This window comes from Nocardioides nitrophenolicus (genome assembly GCF_016907515.1).
GTDB lineage: Bacteria > Actinomycetota > Actinomycetes > Propionibacteriales > Nocardioidaceae > Nocardioides > Nocardioides nitrophenolicus.
Window position 1 is genome coordinate 5551726 of the sequence record NZ_JAFBBY010000001.1, and the last position, 18802, is coordinate 5570527.

An 18802-nucleotide genomic window follows, 5' to 3' on the forward strand; every position below is an offset into this window, starting at 1 on the left:
ATGCGCGTCCTCCAGCTGATCACCCAGGGCCGGGGCGGCCCGGTCGACCACGCCGTCGAGGTGGCGATCGAGCTCGCCCGGCAGGGCCACGACAGTCACCTGGCCGGCCCGCCCGGTCCCCACCTCGCCGCGGCCGCCGAGCACGCCGTGACCGTCCACGTCGCGCCCGTCGACCGGGCCGGCGACCTGCGCGGCGTGGGTGAGGTGCGCCGGGTGCTCGCCGCGGTCGACCCCGACGTCGTCCACCTCCAGGACCGCCGGGCGGGCCTGGTCGGGCGGGTGCTCGCCGGACCGCGGTCGGTCCCGACGGTCTACACGCTGCACGGCGTCCCCGACCGGCTCGCCGGCCTGGTGCCCGGCAACCTCCCGCTCGCGCGGCCCCGCCGCCGCGACCGGCTCCGCTACCTGGGCCTCGAGGGCCTGCTCGCCCGGACGCCCCGTTCGGCGGTGGTGACCCCCTGCCAGGCGCTGGCCGCCTATGCCCGCGACCACGTCGGCATCGCCGGGCACCGGGTGCACGCCGTCCCCAACGGAGTCGGGCGGCACTGGCTCGGCCAGCAGACCGGCCCGGCGGCGGACCCCGGCCCGGTCCGGGTCGTCTGGCTCGGCCTGATGCAGCCCGTGAAGCGACTCCCCGACCTGGTCGCCGCCGTCGACCGGGTGCCCGGCGTCCGGCTGCGGCTGGTGGGCGACGGTCCCGAGCGGTCCCGGGTGGAGGCCGCCGCGGCCGGCTCCACCCACCCCGAGCGGTTCGCCTTCGCGGGCTTCGACCCCGACCCGGTCCGCGCCCTGCGCGCCGCCGACGTCGTCGCGCTGCCGTCGGCGGCCGAGGCCTTCCCGATGGCGCTGCTGCAGGCGATGGCGCTGGGCCGGCCGGTCCTCGCCACCCGCGTGGGGGGCGTCCCCGAGCTGGTCCGCCACGCACGCGACGGCCTCCTGGTCGACGCCGGCGACGTCGGTGGGCTGGCCCGGGCCCTGACCGACCTGGCCACCGACGCCGTGCTCCGGCGCCGCTTGGGCGAGAGTGCCCGGCTCCGGGTTCGCGAGAACTACGCGATCGACCGCACCACCCGGGCGCTGGTGGACGTCTACGAGGGGGTCGCCGGATGAGGATCCTGACCGTCATCCCCGAGCTCGGCGCCGGCGGCGCCGAGGTGGTCGCGCTCACCCTGGCCCGGGCCGCGACCGCCGACGGGCACCACTCCCGCATCGCCAGCGCCCCGGGCTTCCGCGTCGCCGAGGCCACCGCGGCCGGCATCGCGCACACCGCGCTGCCCACGATGGGCCGGCGGCCCAGGGACCTGCTGCGCGCCGTCGTGCGCCTGCGCCGGCTGCCCCCGCCCGACCTGGTCCACGCCCACAACCCGAAGGCCGCGCTGCTCTGCCGCCTCGCGTTCGGACACCGGGCCCCGCTCCTCGTCACCCTCCACGGCGTCGCGGACCACGAGCTCGGGACCGCCGTCCGGATCCTGCGCCGGGCCGCCGACCACGTCGTCGTGGTCTCCCCGCACCTGCGCGAGCGGCTGCTCGTGCACGGCTTCCCGGCGTACCGGGTCTCGGTGGTGCCGAACGGGGTGGACCGGCTGCCGGCGTACCCCCGGCAGCGGGCGCGGGCCGAGCTCGGCATCGCGCCCGACGAGGTCGTCGCGCTGTGCCCGGCCCGGCTGGTCGAGCAGAAGCGCCACGATCTCCTGGTCGAGGCCTGGGCCGCCCTGGACCGGCCGCCGTTGCTTCTCCTCGCCGGCGACGGACCGCGCCGCCCGGACGTCACGGCCGCCATCGCCCGCCACGGACTGCGCGACCGGGTCCGGCTGCTCGGGGAGCGGGCCGACCTGCCCCGGCTGCTGGCCGCCAGCGACCTGCTCACCCTGGCCACGGACTGGGAGGGCCTGCCGATCGCCGTGCTGGAGGCGCTCGGCGCGGGCCTGCCCGTCGTGGCCTCCGACGTGCCCGGCATCACCGACCAGTTCGGTGACGCGGTCCACGTCGTCCCGCCCGGCTCCGCCGCCGACCTCGCCGCCGGACTGCGTGCCGTCCTGGTCGAGCCGGCGCTGCGGGCGCGGCTGTCGGCCGCCGGCACCTTCGCCTTCGACCGGCGCTTCGCCGCCGACCCGATGATCGCGCGCTACCGCGACCTCCAAGCCGCCATGACCGGAAGCTCGGTCCGGATCCCCACGACGACGGGAGTTTCACCATGAGTCCCACCCGTGACAGCCACAGCCGGTGGCTGCTGTACCTCGGCGCCGGCTGCATCGCCACGGGCCTGGTCACCGGCCCACTGCTGATGTCGGGCATGCTCGGCGGCGACGGCGGGTCGCACGACGACGCGCCGCCACCGGCGGCCTCGCCGGCCCCCGCGACGCCCGGCGACGGAGGCGCGACCGCCGGCACCGCCGGAGTCGGTCCCGAGGTGGTGTCCTGGGGCCAGGAGGGCCGCCAGCTCGCCGTCGTCCTGCGCAACGACTCGGACCAGGTCCTCGACGAGGCCCGGGTGCGGATCACCGGGCGCAGCGCCGCGGGCAACGTCGTGGTGTCGACCAGCGGCCCCGAGAACGACGTGTGCTGCACCGTCTTCGGCCTCCCGCCGGGTGAGGAGTTCGGGGTCTACGCCCCGATCGACCCGGCCGCCGCCGAGATCACCGACGTGACCGTGGAGTACGTCTCGACCGACTTCCGCCCGGTCCGCCCGGAGGAGGCGCGGGTGGTCGCGCGCAAGGGCCGGCTCGAGCGCACCGACGACAACACCGTGGTCACCGTGACGCTGCGGGCCACCGGACCGGTCGGCGACCACGTCGCCGCCCAGGCGATCCTGGTGGACTCCGCGGGGAACCTCGCGCAGGTGATCTCCGGGCGCTACTGGTGCTACGAGCCCGGCACCCGCCGTCGGATCCGGCTCGAGCTCTACCGGCCGGTGCCCGCCGACCTGCGCCTGGACCGCGTGGTGGCGCACTCGATCCCCGACGGCGTGCCCCACGGTGGCAAGGGCCGGTGCTGAGCGATGAAGGTCCTGGTCACCGGGGGCGCCGGCTACATCGGCAGCACCGTGGTCTCCGCGCTCCTCGACGCCGGGCACCGGCCGATCATCCTCGACGACCTGTCCTCGGGACGCGCGGAGTTCGTCCGGGGCCTGCCCTTCCACCGCGGTGACATCGCCGACCAGCCGCTGATACGCCGGATCCTGACCGCCCATCCCGACCTCCGCTCCGTGGTGCACTGCGCCGCGCGGGTCGTCGTACCCGAGTCGGTGACCGACCCGGTCGGCTACTACCGCACGAATGTCGCCGGCACCCTCGAGCTGGCGGCCGCGCTCGCCGACGGCGGCGTGCGCGACCTGGTGTTCAGCAGCTCCGCGTCGGTGTACGCCGCCGGGCCCGACGCCGGGCAGGCCCTCGGCCTGGACGAGGACGCGCCGCTCGGACCGAGCAGCCCCTACGCGCGGACCAAGGCGATGATGGAGGCGGTCCTCGCCGACGTCAGCGCGGTGACCGGCCTGCGCACCCTCGCCCTGCGCTACTTCAACCCGATGGGGGCCGACCCGGCGCTGCGCACCGGCCCGCAGCAGCCGGTGCCCGCTCACGTCCTGGGCCGGCTCGTGGAGTGTGCCCGCCGGGGCGAGCCGTTCCGGCTCACGGGCGTCGACTACCCGACGCCGGACGGCACGGGGATCCGCGACTACGTCCACGTCTGGGACCTGGCCCGCGCCCACGTGGCCGCGGTCGAGGACTTCGACCGGGCGCTCGCCGGATCCCGGCACCAGGTGATCAACCTCGGCACCGGCCGCGGCACCAGCGTCCGCGAGCTGGTCGACACCTTCGCCGCGGTCTCCCGTCGGAGCGTCGAGGTCGTCGAGGCGCCGCGCCGCGACGGCGACGCCGTGGGTGGCTACGCACGGTGCGAGCGGGCGGCCGAGCTGCTGGACTGGAAGGCCGAGCTGGACCTCGCCGCGGGCGTGCGGGACGCCCTGGCCTGGTCCGTCCACCGCGGCAGCGTGCTGCCCGATCTCGCGACGGCGGTCCGATGAGCCGGCAGCTGCTCGACGACCTCCGCCGGGACCCGTCCCTCGTCATCGACGAGGCGCGCCGGCCCGCTGACCGGGCCCGGATCCTGCGGGAGGTCGAGGGCCGGCAGTGGGCCGCCGAGCACGGCATCCCGACGGCGGAGACGGTCGCCGTCGGCCGCCACGGTGCCTGGCTGGTCAGCCGCCGGCTCGAGGACCGGCCGGGCGTCAGCCTGGCGTACCTGCAGGCCGCGCTCGACGTCGCCCAGCGGATCCAGCACGCCCCCCGCCCGCGGCTGGCCCCCGTGGCCGACGCCTGGAAGGCGCCGCGCTCAGCAGCGGTCGCGAACGCCGCGCGGCTGGCGGCCGGGGGAGTGAGCCCGCGCGAGTACGTCGCGACCCGCGCCACCGCTCAGCGGGTGCCGAGCACGGCGATGATCCACAACGACTTCCACCGCGACAATGTGCTCGACCTGGGTGCCGGAGCCGGCGTCGCGGTCATCGACTGGGAGTTCCTGACCCCCGGCCCCCCGCACCGCGACTTCCTCCAGCTCCTGGTCAACGTCCGCGACGACGACCTCGCCCACGAGGGCTGGGAGCTGCTGCTCCGCCAGGCTCCGGCCGCCGAGCACGAGCTCATCGGCCGGCAGTTCCCGTGGCTCGCGCTGCGCACCTACGCCTCGCAGCTCACCGCGGCCGACCCGGACCGCGACGTCGCGCAGCGCGCCCACAACCGCAAGCGTTGGCGGCAGGCCCGGCGGTGGTCGTCGTCCCTGCGTCGACCGCGTGGATCAAACCGGCCGTGAGCACGCACTGGAGGATCGTGACCGAACAGCTGACCGCGGCCCCGCCCTGGACCACGCGGGTCGTGACCGGTGCCGCGGCCGGCGCCCGGATCCGCGAGCTGGCCGACCACCTCGACGCCGCGAGTGAGGCGTACTGCACGACCGCGGCCTGGCTCACGGCGGCCGCGACCCACCTGCCCGGCGAGCCGGTCGTGCTCACGGTGGGCTCCGCCGACGGGCCGGTCGCCGGCGTCGCCGCCCTCAGCCGGACCCGGCGCCGCGGGATCTGGCGGATCGAGCTCCTCGGTGGTGAGCTCAACGACTACGGCCGGCTCCACCACGACGACGCCGCGGCCGGCGCGGCCCTCGCCGACGCCCTCGCCGCGTGGGTGGTGACCGAGCACGCCGCCTGGTCCCTCGACCTGGCGCAGCTGCCCGCCGACGACCCGGTGGTCGCCGGCCTGCTCGCGCGCCTGCCCCGCGCCCGGCTCGAGCCGGGCGCGCCGATCCCGCAGATCCGCGGCATCGGCACCGACTACCGGGTGAGCCGCAACCGGCGGCGCAAGGCCAACAACGCGCTCAACCGGATCGCCGCCGACGGGCGCCGCGCCGAGCAGCTCGTGGTCCGCGACCGCGCGGAGCTGGAGCGCTGGCTGCCCGTCGTGACCGACGTTCGACGTCGACGTGACCACGCCTGCGGGCGGCGCAGCCACCTCGACGATCCCGCGGTCCGCGCCTTCCACGAGGCGTTCGTGCGGGACCTGTGTGCCGCGGGCGCACTCACCCTCGACCTGCTGCTCGTCGACGACGCCGTCGCCGGCTACGGCATGGTCGTCGAGGAGCGCGGCGTGCACCGGGTGTTCGACGGCCGGGTCGCCGACGGCCTGGAGCACTACCGCGGCGCGCTCGTCTGCGACCTCGCCGCCACCGCCCGCGCGGAGGCCGACCCGAGCGTGACCACCTTCGACTGGCTGCGGGGGCGCACCGACGGCAAGTTCGGCAACCACGAGGAGCGCCGGGTCGGGCTGGTGGCGACCTCCGGGCCGGCGGTGGCACGGCTCGACCGCTGGGAGCGCGCCGCCCGCGACCGGGTCAAGGCCGCCCTGCCGGGCGCCGCGCTGCGGAGGATCGCCGCGCGGTGACCACCACGACGAGCGCCCCGCCCGACGACACCCTGCGCCGCACCGGTACGACGGTCGCGGCCCTGGCCGCGTCCGAGCTGCTCGGCAAGGTCGCCACCTTCGTGATGTTCCTGCTGCTCGCCCGGGTGCTCGGGCTGGCCGCGTTCGGCGTGCTCTCCCTCGGCTTCGGCCTGGGCCTGCTGCTCGCCGTGCTGTCCTCGTCGGGGCTCGACTCCCGGCTGATCCAGCTCGGCAGTGCCCAGCCCGAGCTGCTGGACCGCTGCTACGGCGCGCTGGTCGCGATCCGGGCGGTGCTCAGCGCGGCGATCTGCGTGGTCACCTTCGCCGTCCTGCTGCTGGTGATGGCGCCGTCCGAGGCGGTGACGGTCGGCCTGGTCGTCGTGGCCTGCCTGCTCGACATCTTCACCGACGCCGCCCGCGGCTGCTGCGGCGCCCGGCAGCAGCAGCACCGCTCGGCGGTGGTGCTCGTGGTGCAGCGCTTCTTGACCCTGGCCCTGGTCGCCGGCGCCCTCGCCGTGGCGCCGCGGGCCGACCTGGCCGCGCTGGCGTATGTCGTCGGCACCCTCGGCGGCGTGGTCGCGATGCACCTGGCCGCCCGCCGCGCCGGGGTCCGCCTGCAGGTGCGGGGCAGCCGCGCGGAGGTCCGGCTGCTGCTCCAGGCGGTCCCCGTGATGGGCCTGAACGCGTTCGCCTCGATGGGCCTGTTCCGCATCGACACCGCGCTGGTGGGCGTCCTGCTCGGCACCACCGCGGTCGGCGTCTACTCGGCCAACTACCGGATCTTCGAGACCGTCACCTTCGTGACCTGGACCCTGTCGCGTGGCGTGGTCCCGGTGATGGCGAGCCGGCCCGACGACCTCGACCACGTCCGCCGGTGGGGCCAGCTGTCGATGCTCGCCATGCTGGCGGTGTACCTGCCCTACGGCGTGCTGATGGCGCTGCGCGGCGACGACATCGTCACCGCCCTGCTCGGCGCCGAGTACGCCGACCCGGGACTGCTCGTCGCGCTGGCGCTGGCACCGGCGTTCTTCGGCATCGGGCACCAGTGCGCCTCACTGCTGCTGGCGCTGCACCCGGACCCGATGGTGCTGTTCGCGAGCGTCCTCGCCCTGGTGGCCAACATCGCGCTCAACCTGGTGCTCATCCCGTGGTGGGGGCTGCTCGGCGCCGCGATCGCCACGACGGTCTCGTTCGCGATCCAGGCGGTGGTGCTGCTGGTCGTGGTGCATCAGCGGATCGGGTCGCTCGTCCCACCACGCCGCCTGCTCGGCCTCGCCGTGGGCTGCGCGGCGGCCGCGACCTGGTGCTCGGCCGTCTCGCCGCTGTGGCCGGCGGTGCTGGCCGCCGGGTCGGCGTACCTGGTCGCGACGGGGGTGGTCAGCCTGGCGGCCGACCCCGCGCTGGTGCGCGACGCCCGCGGGCTGCGTCGCCACTGACGCGCGCACCATCCGACGCACAGCGCCCAGGCCGCGACCACGAGCAGGTCGTCGAGGTGGACGCCGTGGCTGGCGCTCAGGGTCAGGATGATCGGCCCCGAGAGCCGGGAGCTGCCGGCCAGGGCGGGGACGCTGATCCCGCTGACGAGAAGGGCGAGCGCGGCCAGCTGGATGCGGTACGACATGGTCCGGCAATCGTAGTTCCGCGAAGCGGGGCGAGCCCGTCGATGTCAGATCCGATATCGCGCCGCCGCAAATGCGCGAGCTCGCTTGGCCCGGCAGGGCAATGTTGTCCCGCACGGCGCGGAGTCCGGCCGGCGAAGGGGGCGCTCGAGAATGTGGGGGATCGTCGCGTCGTTCGAACGACGGGCGGACGGCGACGCGGAGCTGACCGAGGTCTGGTCGCGGGCGGTCGGCCGTCTCACGGTGCGCCGGGGCGTGCCCGCCCCGCTCGCGCGCGCCGTCGTGGCGAACGCCCTCGCCGTCATCCACTTCGGCGAGCTGTCCGACCTCGAGCTGCTCGACCGCCTGGTGCGCGAGTTCGGCGGCCGGCAGGTCGCCGAGCTCCAGGACGAGGGGCTGCGGGTCGTCGACGGACCGGACCGCCCCCTCACCACCGCCCTGGCCCAGGCGCTCGGACACCATGCCTGGGGCCTGGAGCCGGCACCGGCCGGCGGCGTCGACCTCACCGCGCGCCCGGACCTGGTCACGGCCTGCGCCGAGGCGGGCATCTGGCTGATGTGCGTCGGAGCGGCGGACCCCGAGCCGCCCGTGCTGACCACCGTCGAGGACGTCCTGGCGGTGTTCCGCGACGGCGGCGTGCCCGCGTGGCGTGCCCTGGTCGCCGCGAGCCGGGCCGAGCCGTGGTCGGGCGTCAGCGAGGAGCACCTCAAGCTGCTGGACCCGGTGGCGCACGCCGCCGAGGTCAGCTGCCTGCGCGCGGTCAGCGAGATGATCCGGCGCATCGTCGAGGACGAGGAGCGCGCCGCCATCGCGGCCCACATCCGCAACGCGATCGCCGAGACCGGGCTGACCCAGCGCGAGTTCGCCAGCCTGGTCGGAACCTCCTCGTCGCGGCTCTCGACGTACGTCACGGGGACGGTCACCCCGTCGGCGGCGATGCTGCTGCGCATCAACCGGGCCGCCCGTCGGGTCCGGCGCGGCGACACCGCTGACTAGAGCGTGTCTCCCAGGTCAAGCCCGTCCGTCACCCGAAGGGGTGACGGATTTTCACTTTTTACCTTCTTCTCGCGGAAATCGCGTCATGAAAGCGCGCTCACTCCGTCCAGTGGCTGTCGGCTCGCGCCGGCAGCTCCTCGGAACTCCCCCTGAAGGTGACCGCCATGACCCGTTCCCCAGCCTCCGTCCCCACCCTGCCGACGGCCGTCCTCCTCGAGGACACCGTGCAGGACGTCCGCCGCCGAGCGGACCGGATCGAGGCCCGGGATCCCGCGACCGGGGCCGCCTGGGAGCGCTGGGAGGCGGAGCAGGGGCGGAAGGGACCGGCCACCTTCGCGGCGGTGCTGGCGAGCTTCGTCGCGCTCGCGGTCCTCGACGACCCCGAGGACGTCGACCGGGCGGCCACCCTCGGTGCCGAGCTGGGACTCGAGCGCGTCGCCCAGCTCCAGCACCGTGCCGGCCGGGTGCTGGAGCTCGACGACGACCGCCCGCTCACCACGACCGTCGTGCACCGGCTGCTGGCCGCACAGGACACCGCCGACCTGGGCCGGGCCCTGCTGTTCGCCGGCGTCGACGTCGAGACCGGCACGACCCACGAGGTCGCCGCGGTCCGCTCCGCGCTCGTCGCGTTCGCCCGGGGCGGCTCGGTCGCGGCGGGTCGGCGCGCCCTCGGGCGCCTCGCCGCCGAGCCGTGGGGTCCCCTGGCCGAGGAGCTCGTCGAGGGCGCCGACGCGGCCGACCTGGAGATCGTCGAGACCCTGGTGGGTTGGAGCCGCGAGTGGCGCACCGACCAGGACCGGCGCCTGGTCGGACGGCAGGTCCAGCGCCTGGTCGCGCTCAGCGGGGTCACCCAGCGTCAGTTCGCGGCCCGGATCGGCACCTCGCCGTCGCGGCTGTCGAGCTATGTCACCGGCTCGGTGACGCCCTCGGCCACGCTGCTGCTGCGCATGCAGCGCTCGGCCCGCGCCTTCCGAGGAGAGCTGGGTCCCGCCTCGACCGCCCGCGCGTGAGACCCGAGGACCCGGCTGGGAGTGGTGACGGCGGGCGAGGTCTCAGACCGGCACCCGGTCCAGGAAGCCGTGGACGTCGCGGATCCGGCCCTCGGCGTCGAGGACGACGACGTCGAAGCCGATGACCACGGGCTCGGCGCCCTCGGGTCCCAGGCCCCACTGGAAGCGCAGCCGGTCGTGGTGGCCGTCCACGGTGCCGACGGGGCTGAAGACGAAGCCCGGGAACTGGTCCCGGACGCCGTCGACGAGGGCGTGCAGGGCGGCGCGACCGGACACCTGGGCGAGTGGGTCGGTGTAGCCGACCTCCGGCGCGAAGTGCTCGGCCAGCAGTCGCTCGCGCTCGGCGGGGGCGGCGTTCCAGGTGGCCAGGTAGGCGTCGACGACGTGGTTCATGACTCTGCTCCGTTCGTGGTGCGGTGGTGGACGGGCACCACCGTGGTGCCCCGGACGGCGTCGCGACCATGACCTGCGAGGTCATGGGTGGGCGTCCGCCGGCTGCCTAGGCTGAGCCGCATGACCACCGCCGTGGAGAGCCCCCGGGTCGGGCCGCTGCTGCGCTCCTGGCGCGAGCGGCGGCGGTTCAGCCAGCAGGAGCTGTCCAACCTCTCGACGGTCTCGACCCGGCACCTGAGCCGGGTCGAGACCGGACGTGCGCACCCGACACCCGAGATGATCCTGCACCTCGCGGAGAGCCTCGACGTGCCGCTGCGGGAGCGCAACCGGCTGCTGCTCGCCGCGGGCTACGCACCCCGCTACTCCGAGCGCTCGCTCGACGACGGCTCGCTGGCCGTGGTGATGGCCGGTCTGCGCGACCTGTTGGACGCCCACCTGCCGTATCCGGCGGTGCTCCTCGACGACTACTGGGACATCGTCGACGCCAATGCCGCGACCGGCGTGCTGCTGGCCGGCTGCGCGCCCGCGCTGCTCGAGCCGCCGATCAACGTGGTGCGGCTCTGCCTCCACCCGGGCGGGCTGGCGCCGCGGATCGCCAACCTCGCCGCGTGGACCGGCCACCTGCACCACCAGGCGCTGAGCCGGGCCGAGCGCACCCACGACCCCCGCCACCACGCACTGGTCGCCGAGATCGTGGACCTGTCCGGCGGCGCACCCCGGCTCGACCCGGCCCTCGGGCCGGTGCTCGGGCTGGAGCTGCGCACCGACGCCGGCCTGCTGCGGATGTTCAGCACCTCGGCCCAGCTGACGACCGCCGCCGACGCCGCGCTGGAGGGGCTGCGACTGGAGACCTTCCTGCCCGCCGACGAGGTCACCCGCGAGATCCTGTCGCGCCAGGTTCGGCGCTAGGTTCGAAGGGTGCAGACCACTCAGATCCGCCTCGCCGCCCGCCCCGTCGGAGAGCCCACCGACGACGACTTCGCCTTCGTAACCGAGGACCTGCCGGCCCTGGCCGACGGCCAGGTGCTGCTCCGCACCCTCTACCTCTCGCTCGACCCCTACATGCGCGGTCGGATGAGTGCCGCGAAGTCGTACGCCGAGCCGGTGCCGGTGGGCGGCGTCATGGTCGGCCAGACCGTCTGCGAGGTGGTCGAGAGCCGGTCCGAGCGCCGCGCGGTCGGCGACGTCGTGCTCGCCTACACCGGCTGGCAGACGCACGCCGTCGCCGACGCGCGCCACACCCGCGTCCTCGACCCCGAGGCGGCGCCGGTCTCGACCGCGCTGGGCGTGCTCGGGATGCCGGGCTTCACGGCGTACGCCGGGCTGCTGGAGATCGGCCGCCCCCAGCCGGGGGAGACGGTCGTGGTCGCCGCCGCGACCGGCCCGGTCGGCTCGGCGGTCGGGCAGATCGCCCAGCTCAAGGGCGCGCGCTCGGTCGGCATCGCCGGGGGAGCGGAGAAGGTCCGCGCCCTCACCGAGGAGTTCGGCTTCGACGTGGCGCTCGACCACCGCTCGCCGAGCTTCCGCGAGGACCTGGCCGCGGCCACGCCCGACGGCATCGACGTCTACTTCGAGAACGTCGGCGGCCAGGTCGCCGCCGAGGTGACCCGGCGGCTCAACCTGTACGCCCGGATCCCGGTCTGCGGGCTGGTCGCCGACTACAACGCGACCGAGGCCCCGGCCGGCCCGGACCGGCTGCCGGCGTTCATGAGCCGGGTCCTCACCTCGAGCCTCACCGTCCGGGGGTTCATCCAGAGCGAGTTCGAGCCCACCCTGTCCGAGGCGTTCCGCCGCGAGATGACCCCGTGGGTGCGCGAGGGCAGGATCCGCTACCGCGAGGACATCGTCGAGGGCCTCGAGAACGCGCCCGCGGCGTTCCGCGGCCTGCTCGTCGGCCGCAACTTCGGCAAGCTGCTGGTGAAGGTCGGGGACTGAGCCTCTCGGTGATGCGGCCCGCGGGGGTCCAGGGTGGGTGCGCTGGCCTGGTTGGTCATCGACCCGGTTGCGGGCTTGGGGCTGGTGGGCGCGGATTCATCACGGGATGTCGGCGAACCCATAGTTCTGTAGCGGAGTTCCACTACAGAAGCGGTCATTCACCTACATCCCGTGGTGAATCCCTGCCCCGCCGACCCGCAAAGGCACCCTTGCCTTAGGTGTTACTCGCGGTAACATCTGACCATGGGCATCGGCGTCGACGCGACCAGCTACCAGGACCAGCTCCGGACTCTCTCCGAGGCCTCGGTCGAGCATCACTTCGACGCCTTCGTCGACATCGCGTGGGACGACCCGGCGTACGCCGTCGACCCGCGGGACCCGCGCTGGATCCTTCCCGACGTCGACCCGCTCGGCCGCACCGCGTGGTACCGCTCGCTCCCGCGGGAGCGCCAGATCGAGGTCGGCTTCTACCGCCAGACCAATGTGGTCAAGGTCGGCCTGCAGTTCGAGCAGGTGCTCATCGCGGGGCTGATGATGTACTGCCTCGACCTCCCCAACGGGCGCGCCGAGTTCCGGTACTCCACGCACGAGGCGACCGAGGAGTGCCACCACACCCAGATGTTCCAGGAGTTCGTGAACCGGACCGGCCTGGACGTCCCCGGCGCCCACAGCCTGTTCCGGGCGCTCGGGCCGTTCCTGCCCCTGGCCGCGAAGCACCTGCCCTTCATCTTCTTCGTCGGCGTGCTCGGCGGTGAGGAGCCGATCGACTACGTGCAGAAGGTGATGCTGCGCTCCGGCGCCCCGATGCACCCGCTGCTCGAGCGGATCAGCCAGATCCACGTCGCCGAGGAGGCCCGTCACATCGGCTTCGCCCACCAGTACCTCGAGCACCGCGCGCCCCGGCTCAACGCGCTCGAGCGGGCCTTCGCCTCGGTGCTCACGCCGGTGCTGATGCGGGTGCTGTGCGACGCGATTGTGGTGCCCGGCCCGAAGGCGATCCGCGCCATGGGCATCCCGCGCGAGGTCGCGCGTGAGGTGTGGTGGCGCAGCCCGGAGTCGCGAAAGTTCCTGCGCGACATGTTCGGCGACGTCCGGATGCTGGCCGAGGAGACCGGCCTGATGAACCCGGTCGCGCGCCGGGTCTGGCGGGCGCTCGGCATTGCCGGCCGACCGAACCGGTTCCGCAGCGAGCCGGCGCCGGCGGCCGACTGACATCGGGCGATCTCCGAGAGCGAGACCTACGCTATTCTCAATAGAGACGCTCCAATGAGAACAACGGCTACACTGTTCCCATGTCCACCTCCGGCGTGGCCGTGCATCTCTCCGTTCCGGCCCACGGGGCCCGGGAGGTCCCTTGGCGCCAGGCGCACCGCGGCGGCACCGCCGAGGACCGGAAGCTGCGGGCCGTGGTCACCTCGATCCCGCCGGAGATCGCGGCACTCGACCTGTGGCTGCCGGCCGCGCTGGCCGCGGAGTGTGACGAGGCGATCCGCGCCGTCGCCGCCCTCGACGCGACGCGCGGCGACCACCTGCGCCCCCTCGCCACCCTGCTGTTGCGCGCCGAGTCGGTCGCGTCGTCCAAGATCGAGCACGAGGAGGCCTCGATCGAGGACTATGCGCGCGCCCTCCACGGGAGCCGGGCGAATGCGTCGGCCACCGCGATGGTGGCGGCCGGGGGAGCGGTCGACGCCCTGCTCGCCGGCGCGATCGACGGCGCCGGCCTGAGGCGGGCGCACGGCCTGCTGATGGCGGCCGACCCGAGCGAGACGGCGTACGCCGGGCGCTGGCGGGACCTGCAGAACTGGATCGGTGGCTCGAACCACTCACCGCGCGGGGCGCTCTACGTGCCGCCGCCCCCCACGATGGTCGAGCGGTTGATGGACGACCTGGTCCAGTTCGCCCACCGCACCGACGTGCCCGTGATCCTCCAGGCGGCGGTGGCGCACGCACAGTTCGAGTCCATCCACCCGTTCACCGACGGCAACGGCCGGATCGGCCGGGCGCTGGCCGCGGCCGTCGTACGCCGCCGCGGCGTCGCCCGCCACGTGGTCGTCCCGACCGCGTCGGCCCTCGTCGCCCAGCGTGAGCGCTACTTCTCCGCGCTCGACGCCTACCGGGCCGGTGACGCCGCTCCGGTGGTACTGGCGGTCGCGCGCTCCGCCCGGATCGCGGCCGAGGAGGCGCATGCGACGGCGGACCTGCTCGCGGCGCTTCCCTCCGGCTGGCGCGAGCAGGCCGGTCGCCCCAAGGCCGGTACCGCGGCCGCGCGGCTCATCGATGCGCTCGGGGCCGAGCCGATCTTCACCACCGACGAGGTCGAGCGCCGCCTCGGCGTGCCGACCGCCAGCGCCTACCGCGCCGTCGAGCGGCTCGCGTCGGCCGGGATCGTCCGCCGCCTCACCGACCGCAGGCGCAACCAGGTCTGGGGAGCCGCCGACGTGCTCGACGAGCTCGACGACCTCGGGGTCCGGATCGGCGTCCGGGCCCGGCGCGAGCTGGGCTGAGACTGTATTCACCCGGCTGAACCTGCTCACGAGCGATACCAGTCCGGCAGCTCGCTGGGACGCAGGTCGGTGTCGTCGCCGGGCCGGGTGAGGGTCAGCACCGCCCGCACGATCTCCGGCCGCTCGTGGAGGGCGTCGGCGACCGCGCCGAGCCGCTCGGCGACATCGGACTCCGGGGCGTCGCCGACCAGGTCGACGGCGGCGACCAGGAAGATCCGGTCGGCGCCGACCCACTCCATGTGCAGGTAGCTGATCCGCGCGATCTCGGGATGCTCGAGCAGGGCCCGCAGGGCGATGTTGCGGGCCAGGGGCGTGACCGCCTCGCCGGTGAGGAAGTCCATGTTGCGACGGATCAGGAAGAGCGCGACCGCGCCCAGGAGCACGCCGACCAGGATCGACCCGATCGCGTCCCAGACCGCGTCGCCGGTGAGCTGGTGGAGCAGGATGCCGACGAAGGCGATCGCCAGGCCGACCAGGGCGGCGAAGTCCTCGGCGAAGACCGCGCGCAGCATCGGGTTGGAGGTGATGTGGAGGTAGCGCAGCGGATGCAGCCGGCGGGGTACGGCGGCGTCGCGGGCCTGGCGCAGCGCCTGCAGGAAGGAGGTGCCCTCGAGCAGGAAGGCCAGGCCGAGCACGGCGTACGCCCAGGCGTACGACGGCGCCTCCTCGGTCGCGTGCAGCGACTGCACGCCGTGCCAGATCGACACCGCGGAGCCGACCGTGAACAGGCCGAACGCGGCGAACATCGACCAGATGTAGCCGACCCGGCCGTAGCCGAGGGAGTGCTCGGCGTCGGGTGGCCGGGCCGCCTTGCGCTCGCCGACGAGCAGAAAGACCTCGTTGCCGGTGTCGGCCCAGGAGTGCGCGGCCTCGGCGGTCATCGACGCCGAGCCGGTGACCCCGGCGGCCACGGACTTCGCGAGCGCGATCAAGGCGTTGGCGCACAGTGCGACGAGCACGGTCACCAGGCTCTCGCTGCGCTCGCCACCGGCGCCGCCGGCCGCGCTCCCGCCCCCGCCGTCGTCGATGGCCGCGTGCTCGGGGGTGCTCATCCAGCCATTGTGCTGGCTCAGCCGGCGCCGTCGGCGAGGCTGCGCCGCATGTCGACCACCCACTGCTTGTAGGCGACGTGGGAGGCGCGCAGCGCGTCACCGGGCCAGTCGTCGGGCAGGAGCGAGGGCGGCAGCACCGGATCGGCGAGCAGGTGTCGTCCGGAGGTGGCGCAGGCGGTGAACCGGAGCACCGGATCGTCGGTGGCGGTCGCGTCCAGCAGCAGGCGGGCGGTCGCGGCCCAGCCGTCGAGGTCCCACAGGCGGGCGGCGAGGGCCCGGGGGTCGGCGGCCGGAGCGGCGCCGGTGAACCGCTCGCACACCTCGCTGACCGCCTCCGGCCAGGCCAGGTCGAGGTTGGCCGGCCGGGTCCACAGACCCTCGCGGAGCTCGCCGAGCCGGAGCTCGGTCAAGGCGGTGCGCAGCTCCGCCCGGTCGCTCGCCGTGCGGCCGGCGGTGGTGACGGCGACCAGCTCCCAGGTGCCGTCCCAGGGGCGCAGCGACGGATGGGCGGCCTCCTCCTGCCGGCGCTGGCGCGCCGCGAGGCGCTCCGAGAGCTGGTAGCAGCCCTCCTCGTCGCGCACGACGTCGCCGGCCGTGGTCATCCGCGAGAGCGCCACCCGCACCGTCGCCTCGGCGAAGCCGACGAGCGACGCACCCGCGACCAGCTCGCGGGTGCTCAGCCGCGGCACCTCCGCCCCGAGGAGCAGGGTGAGCAGCGCGGACCGGGTGGAGACGGGCTTGAGGACAGACATGACGCCGGCGATGTTACAGATCCGACGCGACTGTCGGCGAGCTGTTGTGATCTGTGTCTAACGCTCTTGGCGCGGCTGTCGCTGATGTGTAACGGTGCCGCCATGACGAAGCGACTCGAGGGACGAACCCTGATGATGTCCGGCGGCAGCCGGGGGATCGGGCTGGCGATCGGACTGGCGGCGGCGCGTGAGGGCGCGAACGTCGTCCTCCTCGCGAAGACCGACGTTCCGGACCCGCGGCTGCCCGGCACCGTGCACACCGCCGCCGCCGAGATCGAGGGAGTCGGCGGTCAGGCGCTCGCGGTCGTCGGCGACGTCCGCGACGAGGCGTCGGTGGCGGACGCCGTGGCCCGGGCCGTCGAGCGCTTCGGCGGCATCGACATCTGCCTCAACAACGCCTCGGCGATCGCGCTCGACCCCACCGAGGAGCTCCCGGTCAAGCGCTTCGACCTGATGACGCAGATCCAGCTGCGCGGGACCTACCTGCTCACCCGCGCCTGCCTGCCGCACCTGCGCGGGGGGAGCAACCCGCACGTGCTCTCGCTGAGCCCGCCCCTCAACCTGTCGCCCGAGTGGCTCGGCAAGCACCCGGCGTACACGCTCGCGAAGTACGGCATGTCGCTGCTGACCCTCGGCTGGGCGGCGGAGTACGCCGAGGCCGGCGTCGCCGCCAACTGCCTGTGGCCGCAGACCCTGATCGCCACGTCGGCGGTGCAGAACCTGCTCGGCGGCGACACGGCGATGCGGAAGGCCCGGACCCCCGAGATCATGGCCGACGCCGCGATCGAGGTGCTGACCCGGCCTTCGCGGGAGTTCACCGGCAACGCCGTGCTCGACGTCGACGTGCTCCGCGAGGCCGGCGTGAGCGACCTGTCGGCGTACGGCGGCACCGGCGAGCTGGAGTACGACATCTTCGTGGACCCGCCGTCGGGAGCCGGCCGGTGAGCGGCCCCCGTGACGCGTACGCCGCCACCCTGGGCGTCGAGGTCGTCGGCCACGGCGGCGGCCGGGCCGAGGCCCGCGTCGTGGTCACCGAGGACCACCTGAACCCCCACGGCACCGCGCACGGCTCGTTCCTGTTCTCGCTGGCCGGCATCGCGCTGGCCGCCGCGGCCAACGACGCCGAGCACTCGGGTGTGGTCAGCGCGGTCCACATCGACTACGTGCGACCCGCGCGGGTGGGCGATGCGCTGCTGGCCACCGCCGAGGTCGCCGAGCGGCTGGCCAAGGAGGACCTGTTCGTCGTCCGGGTCACCCACGGCGCCGAGCTCGTGGCGCGGGCCAACGGACGCGCCAACCGGCGTACCCGCTAGGTCCTAGGACTCCAGGGCGAGCCGGAGCCGGGAGAGCCGACGGACGAGGATGCTCGGTACCCAGGCGGCGGCCTCCTCCTCGGGGCCGTCGAGCCGGAAGGACCGGGTCCGGGTGAGCAGCGCGCGGACCGCGACGGTCGCTTCCAACCGGGCGAGAGCCGAGCCGACGCAGAAGTGGATGCCGCGCCCGAAGGCCAGGTGCTGGCGTACGCCGCTGCGGCCGAGGTCGAGCTGGTCCGGCTCCTCGAACCGCTCCGGATCCCGGTTGGCGGCGCCCCAGAGCAGCAGCAGGGTGCCGCCCGCGGGCAGGTCGACCCCGCCGAGCCTGGTCTCGCGGGTGACGTGCCGGTAGTGGCCCCGGAAGGGCGACTCGAGGCGCAGGCACTCGTCGAGGAAGGCGTCCACCAGGTCCGGCTGCCCGCGCAGCAGGTTCTGCAGGCAGCGATCCGTGGCGAGCCGATGGGCAGCCGTCCCGAGCAGGCCGGCCGTCGACTCGCCGCCGGCACCCACCAGCTGGAGCAGCACCAGCACTGCCGTCTCGGGCGCGAGCTCCCCGAGCCGGACGCGGAGCGCCAGCTCGCCCATCAGGTCGTCTCCCGGCCGGTCGAGAGCCGCGTCGAACCGCTCGGACAGGTAGCGGTGCAGGTCCAGCGAGGCGCGCACCGTCGCGTCGAGCCGGCCCTCGGCGAGCCAGCCGCCGAGCATCTCGGTGCTGTCGTAGGCCCACCGCAGCAGGTCCGGGACGTCCTCGGCCGGCAGCCCGATCAGCTCGGCGACGAGCACGAGCGGGAGGCGGTCGGCCAGGTCCGCCGCCCAGTCGCCGCTCGCCCCCGAGAACGAGGACGCCCACAGTCGGTCGACCTGCCCGGTGACCGGCTCCTCGAGCGCGCGGATCCGGCGGCCGATGGTGCCGAGCACCGCCGAGCGGTGCACCTGGTGGCTCGGGGCGTCCGCGGTCGCCAGCACCTGCTCCACCGCGCCGCCGCCGTCCATCGGCAGGGTGGTGGTGCTCCCGTCCGGCCGACGGAGCAGGACCGAGCGCAGGTGCGACGAGTAGGTCTCCGGCGCCGCCAGCACCTCCTGGACCAGCGCCCACGACGACACCAGGTGGACGTCGGTCCCCGCGACCCGGTGCACGGGTGCGCGGGACCGCAGCCGGGCCAGCGCGGGGTACGGGTCGGCGACCAGGGCCGGGTCGAAGACGTCGAACATGGGATCAGGGTCGAGCCACCGGGACCCGCCGTCAACGGAACCGGACAGGTGCTCCGGACCGGTCCGGACGGGTGTCTCATTCCAGGCGGGAG

At 74.6% G+C, this 18802-nt stretch carries 19 protein-coding genes; 15 read left to right on the forward strand and 4 right to left on the reverse strand.

The features are described 5' to 3' along the window. The 9 genes from JOD66_RS26620 (at nucleotide 1) to JOD66_RS26660 (ending at nucleotide 9549) form a co-directional block, all read left to right on the forward strand. Nucleotides 1-1110, forward strand: a complete 1110-nt coding sequence (locus tag JOD66_RS26620) for a glycosyltransferase family 4 protein (protein ID WP_204839782.1) — start codon at nucleotides 1-3, stop codon at nucleotides 1108-1110. After that, nucleotides 1107-2198 carry a glycosyltransferase family 4 protein gene (locus JOD66_RS26625; RefSeq protein WP_204839783.1) on the forward strand — a complete coding sequence of 364 codons (1092 nt, stop codon included), beginning with the start codon at nucleotides 1107-1109 and terminating at the stop codon, nucleotides 2196-2198. The genes JOD66_RS26620 and JOD66_RS26625 overlap by 4 nt, the downstream gene beginning before the upstream one ends. After that, nucleotides 2195-2995 (forward strand): hypothetical protein, encoded by an 801-nt coding sequence (locus tag JOD66_RS26630; RefSeq protein WP_204839784.1) that lies wholly within the window; start codon nucleotides 2195-2197, stop codon nucleotides 2993-2995. The genes JOD66_RS26625 and JOD66_RS26630 overlap by 4 nt, the downstream gene beginning before the upstream one ends. Nucleotides 2996-2998: 3 nt before the next feature. After that, nucleotides 2999-4021 carry a UDP-glucose 4-epimerase GalE gene (galE, locus tag JOD66_RS26635; RefSeq protein ID WP_204839785.1) on the forward strand — a complete coding sequence of 341 codons (1023 nt, stop codon included), beginning with the start codon at nucleotides 2999-3001 and terminating at the stop codon, nucleotides 4019-4021. Then, nucleotides 4018-4803, forward strand: coding sequence for a phosphotransferase (locus JOD66_RS26640; RefSeq protein ID WP_204839786.1), 786 nt, complete (start codon nucleotides 4018-4020; stop codon nucleotides 4801-4803). Before galE ends, JOD66_RS26640 begins: the two co-directional genes overlap by 4 nt. Then, nucleotides 4800-5924, forward strand: coding sequence for a GNAT family N-acetyltransferase (locus JOD66_RS26645; RefSeq protein WP_204839787.1), 1125 nt, complete (start codon nucleotides 4800-4802; stop codon nucleotides 5922-5924). The genes JOD66_RS26640 and JOD66_RS26645 overlap by 4 nt, the downstream gene beginning before the upstream one ends. Next, complete coding sequence (locus tag JOD66_RS26650; RefSeq protein ID WP_204839788.1) at nucleotides 5921-7360, forward strand: oligosaccharide flippase family protein; 1440 nt, start codon at nucleotides 5921-5923, stop codon at nucleotides 7358-7360. The genes JOD66_RS26645 and JOD66_RS26650 overlap by 4 nt, the downstream gene beginning before the upstream one ends. Before the next feature lie 336 nt (nucleotides 7361-7696). Continuing rightward, nucleotides 7697-8539 carry a helix-turn-helix domain-containing protein gene (locus JOD66_RS26655; protein ID WP_204839789.1) on the forward strand — a complete coding sequence of 281 codons (843 nt, stop codon included), beginning with the start codon at nucleotides 7697-7699 and terminating at the stop codon, nucleotides 8537-8539. Between the two features lie 164 nt (nucleotides 8540-8703). Beyond that, complete coding sequence (locus JOD66_RS26660; protein ID WP_204839790.1) at nucleotides 8704-9549, forward strand: helix-turn-helix domain-containing protein; 846 nt, start codon at nucleotides 8704-8706, stop codon at nucleotides 9547-9549. Nucleotides 9550-9591: 42 nt separating this feature from the next. Here JOD66_RS26660 and JOD66_RS26665 read toward each other — a convergent pair whose 3' ends face one another. After that, a complete protein-coding gene (locus tag JOD66_RS26665; protein WP_204839791.1) occupies nucleotides 9592-9942 on the reverse strand; it encodes a nuclear transport factor 2 family protein in 351 nt (116 codons plus the stop codon). A 120-nt stretch (nucleotides 9943-10062) separates the two neighbouring features. On the opposite strand from JOD66_RS26665, the gene JOD66_RS26670 reads away from it, so the two are divergent. From JOD66_RS26670 to JOD66_RS26685, 4 genes are all read left to right on the forward strand, one after another. Then, entirely contained in the window at nucleotides 10063-10851 is a 789-nt protein-coding gene (locus JOD66_RS26670) for a helix-turn-helix domain-containing protein (RefSeq protein WP_204839792.1), read from the forward strand. Between the two features lie 9 nt (nucleotides 10852-10860). Next, the gene (gene curA / locus JOD66_RS29695; RefSeq protein WP_204839793.1) at nucleotides 10861-11877 is read left to right on the forward strand and encodes an NADPH-dependent curcumin/dihydrocurcumin reductase; all 1017 of its coding nucleotides are present in this window, start codon (nucleotides 10861-10863) and stop codon (nucleotides 11875-11877) included. A 243-nt stretch (nucleotides 11878-12120) separates the two neighbouring features. Then, nucleotides 12121-13089: an AurF N-oxygenase family protein gene (locus tag JOD66_RS26680; RefSeq protein WP_204839794.1), complete on the forward strand. Its 969-nt coding sequence runs from the start codon at nucleotides 12121-12123 to the stop codon at nucleotides 13087-13089. 80 nt (nucleotides 13090-13169) lie between these two features. Further along, nucleotides 13170-14381 carry a Fic family protein gene (locus JOD66_RS26685; protein WP_204839795.1) on the forward strand — a complete coding sequence of 404 codons (1212 nt, stop codon included), beginning with the start codon at nucleotides 13170-13172 and terminating at the stop codon, nucleotides 14379-14381. 26 nt (nucleotides 14382-14407) lie between these two features. On the opposite strand, the gene JOD66_RS26690 is transcribed toward JOD66_RS26685, so the two are convergent. Then, nucleotides 14408-15433 carry a cation diffusion facilitator family transporter gene (locus JOD66_RS26690; protein WP_204839796.1) on the reverse strand — a complete coding sequence of 342 codons (1026 nt, stop codon included), beginning with the start codon at nucleotides 15431-15433 and terminating at the stop codon, nucleotides 14408-14410. 17 nt (nucleotides 15434-15450) lie between these two features. Further along, nucleotides 15451-16185 (reverse strand): PaaX family transcriptional regulator C-terminal domain-containing protein, encoded by a 735-nt coding sequence (locus tag JOD66_RS26695; RefSeq protein ID WP_204839797.1) that lies wholly within the window; start codon nucleotides 16183-16185, stop codon nucleotides 15451-15453. A gap of 102 nt (nucleotides 16186-16287) precedes the next feature. Here JOD66_RS26695 and JOD66_RS26700 point away from each other — a divergent pair, with 102 nt between their 5' ends. Both JOD66_RS26700 and JOD66_RS26705 read left to right on the forward strand, forming a co-directional pair. Beyond that, complete coding sequence (locus JOD66_RS26700) at nucleotides 16288-17130, forward strand: SDR family oxidoreductase (protein ID WP_204839798.1); 843 nt, start codon at nucleotides 16288-16290, stop codon at nucleotides 17128-17130. Continuing rightward, the gene (locus tag JOD66_RS26705; RefSeq protein WP_204839799.1) at nucleotides 17127-17498 is read left to right on the forward strand and encodes a hotdog fold thioesterase; all 372 of its coding nucleotides are present in this window, start codon (nucleotides 17127-17129) and stop codon (nucleotides 17496-17498) included. Before JOD66_RS26700 ends, JOD66_RS26705 begins: the two co-directional genes overlap by 4 nt. Before the next feature lie 3 nt (nucleotides 17499-17501). Here JOD66_RS26705 and JOD66_RS26710 read toward each other — a convergent pair whose 3' ends face one another. After that, nucleotides 17502-18710, reverse strand: coding sequence for a cytochrome P450 (locus JOD66_RS26710; RefSeq protein WP_204839800.1), 1209 nt, complete (start codon nucleotides 18708-18710; stop codon nucleotides 17502-17504). Between the last annotated feature and the right edge of the window lie 92 nt (nucleotides 18711-18802).